At 61.8% G+C, this 9,902-nt stretch carries 12 protein-coding genes; 5 read left to right on the top strand and 7 right to left on the bottom strand.

Going from position 1 to position 9,902, the window contains the following annotated elements:
• The first annotated feature begins 202 nt into the window (after positions 1–202).
• A complete protein-coding gene (locus D1222_RS04360; protein WP_119452981.1) occupies positions 203–919 on the top strand; it encodes an SDR family NAD(P)-dependent oxidoreductase in 717 nt (238 codons plus the stop codon).
• A 15-nt stretch (positions 920–934) separates the two neighbouring features.
• Here the strand turns inward: D1222_RS04360 and D1222_RS04355 are convergent, their stop codons facing one another.
• The 4 genes from D1222_RS04355 to D1222_RS04340 all read right to left on the bottom strand — a co-directional run bounded on the left by D1222_RS04355 (position 935) and on the right by D1222_RS04340 (position 4,447).
• A complete protein-coding gene (locus tag D1222_RS04355) occupies positions 935–1,417 on the bottom strand; it encodes a CC0125/CC1285 family lipoprotein (RefSeq protein WP_119452980.1) in 483 nt (160 codons plus the stop codon).
• Positions 1,418–1,510: 93 nt separating this feature from the next.
• Positions 1,511–2,449, bottom strand: coding sequence for a prephenate/arogenate dehydrogenase family protein (locus D1222_RS04350; protein WP_119452979.1), 939 nt, complete (start codon positions 2,447–2,449; stop codon positions 1,511–1,513).
• Positions 2,450–2,452: 3 nt separating this feature from the next.
• Positions 2,453–3,529, bottom strand: coding sequence for a histidinol-phosphate transaminase (gene hisC, locus D1222_RS04345; RefSeq protein WP_119452978.1), 1,077 nt, complete (start codon positions 3,527–3,529; stop codon positions 2,453–2,455).
• 96 nt (positions 3,530–3,625) lie between these two features.
• A complete protein-coding gene (locus D1222_RS04340; RefSeq protein ID WP_119452977.1) occupies positions 3,626–4,447 on the bottom strand; it encodes an alpha/beta fold hydrolase in 822 nt (273 codons plus the stop codon).
• A 130-nt stretch (positions 4,448–4,577) separates the two neighbouring features.
• Here D1222_RS04340 and metX point away from each other — a divergent pair, with 130 nt between their 5' ends.
• Together metX and D1222_RS04330 are read left to right on the top strand one after the other, a co-directional pair.
• Positions 4,578–5,714 (top strand): homoserine O-acetyltransferase MetX, encoded by a 1,137-nt coding sequence (metX, locus tag D1222_RS04335; RefSeq protein WP_119452976.1) that lies wholly within the window; start codon positions 4,578–4,580, stop codon positions 5,712–5,714.
• 2 nt (positions 5,715–5,716) lie between these two features.
• Positions 5,717–6,319 (top strand): methionine biosynthesis protein MetW, encoded by a 603-nt coding sequence (locus D1222_RS04330; RefSeq protein WP_119453727.1) that lies wholly within the window; start codon positions 5,717–5,719, stop codon positions 6,317–6,319.
• 58 nt (positions 6,320–6,377) lie between these two features.
• On the opposite strand, the gene D1222_RS04325 is transcribed toward D1222_RS04330, so the two are convergent.
• Positions 6,378–6,722, bottom strand: a complete 345-nt coding sequence (locus D1222_RS04325) for a P-II family nitrogen regulator (RefSeq protein ID WP_119452975.1) — start codon at positions 6,720–6,722, stop codon at positions 6,378–6,380.
• Between the two features lie 21 nt (positions 6,723–6,743).
• Positions 6,744–7,562, bottom strand: a complete 819-nt coding sequence (locus tag D1222_RS04320; RefSeq protein ID WP_119452974.1) for a class I SAM-dependent methyltransferase — start codon at positions 7,560–7,562, stop codon at positions 6,744–6,746.
• A 43-nt stretch (positions 7,563–7,605) separates the two neighbouring features.
• Here D1222_RS04320 and gloB point away from each other — a divergent pair, with 43 nt between their 5' ends.
• Both gloB and D1222_RS04310 read left to right on the top strand, forming a co-directional pair.
• Positions 7,606–8,367: a hydroxyacylglutathione hydrolase gene (gene gloB, locus D1222_RS04315; protein ID WP_119452973.1), complete on the top strand. Its 762-nt coding sequence runs from the start codon at positions 7,606–7,608 to the stop codon at positions 8,365–8,367.
• 2 nt (positions 8,368–8,369) lie between these two features.
• Complete coding sequence (locus D1222_RS04310; protein WP_119452972.1) at positions 8,370–8,810, top strand: cupin domain-containing protein; 441 nt, start codon at positions 8,370–8,372, stop codon at positions 8,808–8,810.
• Positions 8,811–8,964: 154 nt separating this feature from the next.
• Here D1222_RS04310 and D1222_RS04305 read toward each other — a convergent pair whose 3' ends face one another.
• Positions 8,965–9,759 carry an SDR family NAD(P)-dependent oxidoreductase gene (locus D1222_RS04305; protein ID WP_119452971.1) on the bottom strand — a complete coding sequence of 265 codons (795 nt, stop codon included), beginning with the start codon at positions 9,757–9,759 and terminating at the stop codon, positions 8,965–8,967.
• Between the last annotated feature and the right edge of the window lie 143 nt (positions 9,760–9,902).

Raw genomic sequence — 9,902 nt, 5'->3', positions numbered from 1 at the left:
TCTAGTGGACTGATTTTACGAAATGAGTGCCCCGGCAGGGGCGTGATTGTTCTGACCCCGTATCGGCGCTTCGCGCCTTACATGAGCCGGGCTCAAGGCTGCCAGGCTAACGCCACAGCAGCATCGGAGCTGCGACCTCAATTCCCATTTCCACGCGAGCACGCTGCCCTACCTCCCCTCCCAAGCCAGAAGGGAGCCGCACATGTCAGCTGTCATCATTGGAGCCACGGGCGGTATCGGCCGTGCGCTGGTCGAGGAGCTGCATGCGCGCGGCTGGTTCCAGTCAATCCATGCGCTTTCACGTTCAGGTGGTGGCGAATGGCCGGACGGCGTCACGCCGGGCAAGATCGATATTCTCGATGAGGAAAGCATCGAAGCGGCCGCCGCGCGTGTGAAAAAGGATGGGCCGGTCGAGCTTTGTATTATTGCGGCGGGCATCCTGTCGGACGGCGACGCGCTGCAGCCGGAGAAAAGCTGGCGCCATCAGTCGATGGAGGCGTATGAGCGCGTCTTTCGCCTGAACACGTTCGGGCCGGGCCTTGTCGCCAAGCACTTCCTGCCATTGATGCCGCGGGGTGAGCGGGCCGTCTTTGCAGCGCTATCGGCGCGGGTCGGGTCCATTGGCGACAATGGCTTTGGTGGCTGGCATGCCTACCGCGCCTCGAAGGCTGCGCTGAACATGCTGATCCGCAACTTCGCCATTGAGTGGACGCGCAAGTCCGAAGAAAGCATCTGCGTCGGGCTTCACCCGGGCACGGTGGACACCGGCCTCTCGAAGCCATTTCAGGGCAATGTGCCCGACAAGCAGCTCTTCACGCCGCAACAGTCTGCGGGTTATCTGCTCGACGTCATCGGCAAGCTGACGCCCGCCGATACAGGCAAGGTCTTTGACTGGCAGGCGGAAGTCATCGAGCCCTGAGAGGGCGGACGGTCGCTACCGGAGAGGCGTGTTTTCGAGCACGGAGCGGGCATTATAGGCCTGAGGCGTGTCCGGGCGCGGGCCGCGGCCAATCAGGATTTCGATGCTCTCGGTCGTCTTCTTGCTGGAGCCGCCAAGCGGGACGCCGATGCCGACGCCAACACCCACCCCGGAGCCATAGCGGCCAGACGAGCTTCCACCACCGATGGAGAGTGAAGACCGCGGGCGGCTGCTCTCATCGCTGTCGATATAGCCACCGACGATGCGGAACCAGTCGGCATTATTCTCCACTGTCACTTCTGCGGCGCGGCGCAGCACATAGCTGCGCGCTTCCCCAGGTGAGAGGGCGGTGTAGCTGACGCGGTAGCGATCAGACTCAATCGGCTGGACGGTAAAGCCTTGCGCGCTCGCTGATGTCGCCGGGCCATAAGGCTGCGCCGTGGTGCACGCGCCCAGAAGGAGTGCGGCCATGCCGGCTGCAAGATAGGTCTTTTTCATGCGGGATCCTGCCTTTCGGTGGGCCAGTCTAGCGTCGGCCCTGACAGAATGAACGCTCTGAGAAGCGAAAGTTCCCCGGCGCGTGCTGCAGCGCTAATGTTTCGGCTTGTCGGACGTATTGCGCCCGAAGTTGACGTCTGACGTGTCCTGCCCGGCATCGATGATGGCCTTGCGGATGCCGCGGGCGCGTTCGAATTCCTTCATCAGCGTGTCACCATCACCCCAGCGGATGGCCCGCTGCAGGGCAGCAAGGTCTTCGCTGAAGCGGCCGAGCGTCTCAAGCACGGCTTCCCGATTGTTCAGGAAGACGTCGCGCCACATGGTCGGGTCGGAGGCTGCAATCCGCGTGAAATCACGGAAGCCGCCTGCGGAATATTTCACCACCTCGCCTTCGCCGACGCTTTCCATGTCATAGGCCGTCGAGACGATATTGTAGGCGATGAGGTGGGGCAGGTGAGAGGTAATGGCGAGAACGCGGTCATGGCGACCTGCCTCCATGATCTCGACCTTCGATCCCAGCATTTCCCAGAAGGCGGCAAGACGATCGAGCGCGGAATTGTAGGCTTCTTCCTGCTGCGGCAGAGGGGTCAGGATGTACCAGGCATTCTTGAACAGGGTCGAGAACCCGGATTCCGGGCCGGACTTCTCGGTACCTGCGATCGGGTGGCCGGGAATGAGATGCACGCTCTCAGGACAATGCGCCTGCATGGCGGCGAGCGCCTTTTCCTTCACAGAGCCGACATCGCTCAGGATGGCGCCGGGTTTCAGCGAGGGCGCGAGCGCCTCGCAGGCTGTTTCAATCGCGCCAACGGGGACGCAGAGGATAACGCAGTCCGCATCGCTGCAGGTGGCTGCGGGCGTGTCGCACACCTCGCCAAGGCCGAGCTGGCCCGCGCGGCGGCGCACATCTTCATTGGCGTCGTAGATCGCGATCTTGTCGGCCGCGCCATTCTCGCGCGCAGCCAGGGCGATCGAGGACCCGATCAGCCCGGCCCCGATAATGGCAATCCGGTCAAAAACGGGTCTGATCATCGCCTAGCTGGCCTTCGCGAAGTCGTTGAAGGCGGCCAGCACATCGTCATTGGCTTCTGTCGTGCCGATCGAGAGGCGCATGCAATGGGCGAGGCCGTAAGCCTTCATGTCGCGGATCACGATGCCCTTGGAGCGCAGGAAGACGTCGGCTTCCTCGGCGCGCTTCTCGCTGCCGAAATCGATGAGCAGGAAGTTCGCAACGCTCGGGAAGACCTTGAAGCCCATTTCTTCTAGGGCAGGCTTCAGGCGGTCCAGTTCGCCATTATTGTGGGCCACGGATTTGGCGACGAAGGCGTCGTCGTTCAGCGCGGCGAGGCAGGCGGCCTGCGCCACCGACGTCACGTTGAACGGCCCGCGTACACGGTGCACCGCGTCGATGATGCTTTCCGGCCCATAGGCCCAACCGAGGCGAAGGCCTGCAAGGCCATGAATCTTGGAGAAGGTGCGCGTCATCAGCACATTTGGATAATCGTGCGCCATTTCCATGCCGTCATTATAATCATCCTGCTGGACGTACTCGGCATAGGCGCCGTCGAGGACCAGAAGGATGTCTTCGCGCAGGCCAGCGTGCAGGCGTTTGACCTCGCTATAAGAAATGTAGCTGCCGGTCGGATTGTTCGGGTTGGCCAAGAAGACGATCTTCGTCTTGTCGGTCACGCGCTCCAGCATGGCATCGACGTCGGTGCGCAGATCCTTTTCCGGCGCGCTGATCAGTTTGGCGCCCGCCTGCTGCGCTACGAGGCTGTAGACAAGAAAGCCGTGCGCCGATTGCAGGACTTCATCGCCCGGCTGCAGATAGGCACGGCCAAGCAGCTGGAAGATCTCGTCAGAGCCTGCGCCGCAGACGATGCGGTCCGGATCGATGTCATATTTCGCGCCGATGGCCTGACGCAGTGCGAAGGCAGAACCATCCGGGTAAAGCTCAAGATGCTGGGCCGCCTTGGTCAGGGCTTCGACAGCCTTGTCGCTGCAGCCAAGCGGGTTCTCATTCGAGGAGAGCTTCCAGCCATGGTCGAGCTTCTGGCCACCCTTGTACGGGGTGATCGCGAGAATGTTCGAAAGTGGCTTTGGCCCGGTCATGAGACTGCTCCCTGTTTCAAGCTGATCCTCGTGGCCAAGGATGGGCTGAAAATCAAGTGAGAGCCTGTGAATGACCGGGCCGAAAGAGTTGCAGTATCAGCTTTTCAGAAAGGCAAGCAGGTCGTCCGCCAGCTGATCGGCGTGCGTTGCGGTCAGGCCGTGCGGCGCGCCTTCATACTCCTTGAGCTCGGAATTCTTGGCGAGCTTCGCCGCCTGCCGGCCCGTGGCATCGATAGGAACAGTCTGATCGCCCGTGCCGTGCACCACCAGCAGTGGGACGTTCATTGCATCAAAGTCCGGGCGGAGGTCGGTCTTGCCAAACGCATCTACGCAATCGAGCGTCGCCTTCGGAGAGGCGAGCATGGCCATCTGCCACGACCAGTGCAGCACTTCATCAGAAACGCCGCCAGCTTCGGTGCCGTTTCCATAGAAGTCCTTGAAGAAGCCTGCGAGGAATTGCTGACGATCCTTGCGAAGCTCTGACTTGATGCCTTCGAAAACATCTGCAGGTGCACCGTCTGGATTGTCGTCCGTCTGTAGCATGAACGGCGCGATCGAGGAGATGAGCGCTGCCTGTTTGATGCCTTTGCCCTCGTGGCGTGACATGTACCGGCAGACTTCGCCGCCTGCCATGGAGAAACCGGCGAGCGTTGCATCCTTCAGCCCCAGCTCTTTGACGATGGCGGCAAGGTCGTCTGACATCGTGTCATAGTCATAGCCGCTCCATGGCTGTTCGGAACGGCCGAAGCCGCGGCGGTCATAGGAGATGACCCGGTAGCCTGCCTCTGCCAGTTTCACGGCCTGGTATTCCCAGCTGTCTGCGTTGAGCGGCCATCCATGGATCAGGATAACAGGGCGGCCTTCGCCCCAGTCCTTTACGTAAATGTCGGTTTTGTCGGCGCCCTGAATATACGGCATGAATACCTCTTCTTTCTGATTAGATCCTCACATTGGCAACGTGCGCAGGGAGACGCTGTTCCTGCTTGCGCCGCGCTCGCCCCGCCAATCATGCTTGACAGGGGCGCATCCTGCCGACACCTCAGGCGCCATGCCGGACAATGCCCCGCCCCAGACCAGCGCCCTTCGCGTGCTCTCCCTGCCAGAGCCGCTGAAGCTCGATTGCGGTGAGACGCTGGATCAAGTCGAAATCGCCTATGAAAGCTGGGGCGAACCGAATGCAGACCGCTCCAATGCCATCCTGATCTGCCACGCGCTGACGGGGGACCAGTTTGCGGCGTCGAAGAACCCTGTGACAGGCAGGCCAGCCTGGTGGCCGCGCGTCATCGGACCTGGCCTCGCCATTGATACGGACCGCTACTACGTCATCGCGACCAATGTGCTGGGCGGCTGTATGGGCACGACCGGGCCAGCCTCGAAAGCGCCCGACGGCAAGCCCTATGGTACGCGTTTTCCTGTCATCACAATTGGCGACATGGTGCGCGCCCAGCGGGCTTTCATTGCGGCGCTCGGTATCGACAGCCTGTTCTCGGTGATTGGCGGGTCCATGGGCGGCATGCAGGCGCTGGAATGGGCCGCGCAGGCGCCGGAGCAGGTCTTCACCTCTGTGCCGATCGCTACATCGGCACGCCATTCGGCCCAGAATATTGCCTTCTATGAGGTCGGGCGTCAGGCCATCATGGCGGATCCGGACTGGTGCGAGGGCAATTATCTTGCGGAAGGCAAACGCCCTTCGCGCGGGCTCGCCATTGCGCGGATGGCGGCGCACATCACCTATGTTTCCGAGAGTGCGCTGAAGCGGAAATTCGACCGCGGCCTGCAGGACAGAGAGAAGACCAGCTTCAGCTTCGACGCGGATTTCCAGGTCGAATCCTATCTGCGCTATCAAGGCCATTCCTTCGTCGACCGGTTCGATGCCAACTCATATCTCTATGTGACGCGCGCCATGGACTATTTTGACCTGTCGTCGCGCAGTGAGGGGCGGCTGGCGGATGTGTTCAGGGATACGCCGGTCCGCTTCTGCGTCTTTTCGTTCTCGTCCGACTGGCACTATCCGCCAGAGGCAAACCGCGAGATTACCCGCGCCCTCATCGCGGCGGGCGCTGAGGTCAGCTATCTCGATATCCAGTCGGACAAGGGCCATGACGCCTTCCTGCTGGAAGAGCCGATCTATGAGAAGGCGCTTGCCGGTTTCCTGTCGGCGAGCGCTGAGTTGAGGGGCATCTAGTGGTGGAGCAACGGACAGTCCGCCCGGACCATGAGGCCATTGCCGGGCGCGTTGGCCAGGGTGCACGCGTGTTGGACGTTGGCTGCGGCGACGGGGCGCTCCTCGATCTTCTGAAGTCGACACGCGGTGTCGATGCGCGCGGGCTGGAGCTTTCGAGCGAAACCGCAGGCATTGCGCTTGCGCGCGGTCTGTCTGTCATTCAGGGCGACGCCGACAGTGATCTTGAACTTTTCCCGGATGACAGCTTCGATGTTGCGATCCTGTCCCAGGCTGTCCAGCAGATGCGCCGCCCGGCGCGGGTGCTGGGCGAGCTTGCCCGCATTGCACCTGAAGTCATCGTGTCATTTCGCAATTACGGCCTATGGAGCCGCCGACTGACCCTGATCCGTCAGGGGCGGATGCCTGCGCCGGGTCTCGCGCATGAAGAGGGTGTGCTGTTGCCGGTGACGGCACTCGACATGATCGAGCTTGCCAGCCGCCTTGGCCTTGCCTGTGTCGCGATGGCGCCTGTGCGCGGCAGCGCAGTGGGCGAGTTCCGCAACAAGGGTCTGGGGCGCCTCAACTGGGGCGCGGACGAGGTTATCCTGCACCTGAAGCGGATATGAAAAACCGGCAGACACGTTCTGTGCTGCCGGTCGTTCAACAAGGATTGGGAGGTAAGCGCTAGCCGCTGAGCGCCTGTTCGTTTTTCTCGCCGGTGCGGATGCGCGTCACGCTATCGAGGCCGGAGACGAAGATCTTGCCGTCACCGATCGTGCCGGTGTTTGCCGCGCTGATGACAGCTTCGACCAGACGGTCGACGTCGCCGCTCGCGCAGGCCACTTCGACTTTGACCTTTGGCAGGAGGCGGACTTCGTACTCAGCGCCGCGATAGACTTCGGTCTTGCCTTGCTGGCGACCATAGCCCCGCACTTCGGAGACTGTCAGACCGGCAACGCCAGCTTCGCTCAGCGCATCGATCACTGCGTCGAGCCTGCTTGGTTTGAAGATCGCGGTAATAAGTTTCATGGCCCCAGAGCCTCCCATTGTTCAACGTGTTTGATGAAAGCGCGGCGTGACTGGCCGGTCAACGTGAGAAATTTCGACTTTCCGGCCGTCGGAACGTGCTGCCTCATTTCTAGGCAATTGTGCCACACCTTTGCGCCCGGTTGCCAGCCCTGTCACAGGCGCAGCGGCCCCGCTGCCGGGTTTTGCGTAGAGGTGCTTGATCGCCTCGACCATGACTGCGCCGCCAAGACCGGGCACGGCAAGACTGCCAAAATTCTCAAATCCATCAGCGGCATGGGTCAGGAAACGCCAGTTGATGGGCGGCAGGTGCAGCGCGGTCGTGCTGGCCGTGACCTGAAAGAGATGATCGTTCAGCCACTGGATCAGCTGCCGGCGTGTCCAGGGGCGCCCATGCCCGAAAGGTGTGCCTTCGCTCAGCGACCAGAGGCCCTTGCGGTTCGCGACGATGATGAGCGCGCGGCCTTCAGGTGCCAGTACCCGCCAGGCTTCACGCATGACGGCGCGGGGGCTTTCAGCTTCTTCGACGGCGTGCAGCAGGATGACCCGGTCGAACGAGCCATCCGCGAAGGGCAGCCGGTCTTCTTCTGAAATACACGCGGAAACGCCCCGGTCAGTGCCAGCCCAATAGCTCGCTGCGCCAAGATGCGGGGTCACAGCGACGGCAGATTTCGCCGTCAGCGACAGTCCTGCGAGCAGCGGATGGGCATAACCCATGCCGAGAACAGTCTGGTTTGCGCAGTCGCCCCAGAGATCATTCAGCCGCCGCAGCAACAGATAGCAGGCCGTCTCCCCCAGGCTGGAGGCGTAGAAATTCTCAAGATCGCTCGCGCGCTGTCTCATACAGGCCTTGTTTCACAATCTGCCTTTGGTCTTAAATGGGGGCATGATCGAAATTCACCAGTTTCCATGCCTGAAAGACAATTACGGCTTTCTTGCGCACGACACCAAATCCGGCATGACCGTGGCTATCGACACGCCGGATGGAGAGAAATACCTCGCTGAGGCCGAGAGCCTTGGCTGGACCATTGACGAGATCTGGAACACGCACTGGCATCCAGATCATGCCGGCGGCAATGAGCTGATCAAGAAAGCGACCGGCTGCCGCATCCTTGCCCCGGCAGGTGAGGCGGAAAAGATCCCCGGCATCGACCAGCCCCTGGCCGGCGGCGACAAGGCCCGTCTCGGCAACATGGAAGTCGTGATCGTCGACGTGCCCGGCCACACGCTTGGTCACATTGCCTATCATATCCCTGAAGCGCGGACCGCCTTTGTCGGCGATGCGCTTTTCGCGCTCGGTTGTGGGCGCGTCTTTGAGGGCGATGCGAAGATGATGTGGGCGAGCCTGTCGCGCCTCAAATCGCTTCCGGCAGAAACCGTCATCTATTGCGCACATGAGTATACGCAGGCGAATGCCCGCTTTGCACTCAGCGTTGATCCGTCCAACCCGGCGCTGACTTCCTATGCGCAGGAAGTCGAGATGAAGCGCCAGCGCGGTGAATGGACGGTGCCGACCGTGCTTTCGCGAGAGCTTGAGGCCAATCCGTTCCTGCGGGCAGACGACGCGGCGCTGCAGGCCGCCATGGGCCATGCGGGTGACCCTGTCGCGACCTTTGCGGAAATCCGCGCACGCAAGGACAGTTTCTGACCATGTCAGCGCTGTCCGGCGACCTTGGCGCCAATGAGATCATCCGGCTTCTTGGCCTGAAGCCGCATCCTGAGGGCGGCCACTATGCAGAGATGTACCGCTCTGAAGGCGAGGGGCGCGCGGCCTGCACCACGATCTATTACCTGCTGCAGGCGGATGAAGTTTCGGCTTGGCACCGCGTCGATGCAGACGAGGTCTGGGCCTGGCATGCGGGCGGCCCGCTTGCGCTGACGCTGTCACCGCCGGACGGTGTGGGTGCGACACCTCACAAGCTCGGCCCTGACCTTCGCGCAGGCCAGCGCCCGCAACTCGTCGTGCCGAAGGATCACTGGCAGACGGCCGAAACGCTCGGGGCGTGGACGCTGGTCAGTTGTTTCGTCGCGCCCGGCTTCGACTTTGCAGGCTTCGAAATGGCACCGGAGAACTGGCGCCCGAAGGTTTAGTGGGAGCCTTCTGTTTCTTTCCTCCCCCGCCTGCGGGGGAGGTGGGCCGCGAAGCGGCTCGGAGGGGGGCTCTTTATAGATGGGGGGTGCCCCCTCCGCCTGCCGGCACCTCCCCCGTGAACGGGGGAGGGGGCTCCCCAGCGCCGTTAGTCTATTATCCGGCCGTCAGGCCGCCATCCAGAACCAGTTCAGCGCCGTGCATATAGCTGCTTTCGTCAGAGGCGAGGAACAGCATGCCGTTGACGATTTCCTGAATGGTGCCGGTACGCCCGAAAGGTACGGCCTCACCGGTCATGCCAGCCAGCGTTGCATCGCGCGGCATATTGCTCGACGTGCTCTCCTCGGTGCCGATCAGCGTGTCCCAGATCGCTGTCGAGATGATGCCCGGATGGATTGAGTTGACGCGGATGCCGTCCTTGGCTTCGGCGCACTCCAGCGCGACAGATTTGGTAAAGCTCTTCACCGCAGCCTTTGTCGCGCAGTAGCAGGAGAAGTTCGCCGTTGAGCGGATGCCTGCCACAGATGAGACATTGATGATGTTGCCGCTGCCAACTTCGCGCATTAGCGGCAGGGCGTGTTTCACGCCAAGAAAGACGCCATCGACATTCACCGCCATCATCTTGCGCCAGAGGTCGAAATCCATCTCATGGACGAGCCCCGTCATGCCGATACCTGCATTGTTGATGAGGACATCTAGCTTGCCGTGATTGGTTCGGACAGCAGCGATGACATCGACCCAGGCGTCTTCGCTCGTCACGTCATGTTCGATGAAGCTCGCCTTGCCGCCAGAGCCCTCGATCTCGGCGACGAGCGCCTTGCCAGCCTCTGCCTCGATATCGGTGGCGACGATGATCGCCCCTTCTTCAGCAAAGCTGAGCGCCGCCTGACGGCCAATGCCCTTCGCCGCGCCAGTGATACAGACCACACGGCCTTCAAACCTGTTTGCCATACTGTTTATCCCTCATCTGCCGCGTTTCATGAGGCGGCCTTGAGGCGAGACTGCTCAGCGAATGCGGCGCACCGCAAGTCTGACGCAGCGGTAGTCGATGCGGCAACTTTCAGGCGTCACCCTCGACCGCGGAACGCGGTCTG

Source organism: Henriciella algicola, assembly GCF_003576245.1.
GTDB classification, from domain to species: domain Bacteria; phylum Pseudomonadota; class Alphaproteobacteria; order Caulobacterales; family Hyphomonadaceae; genus Henriciella; species Henriciella algicola.
Note: the sequence above shows the minus strand (reverse complement) of the source record. Positions and strands in the feature narration are given on the sequence as shown.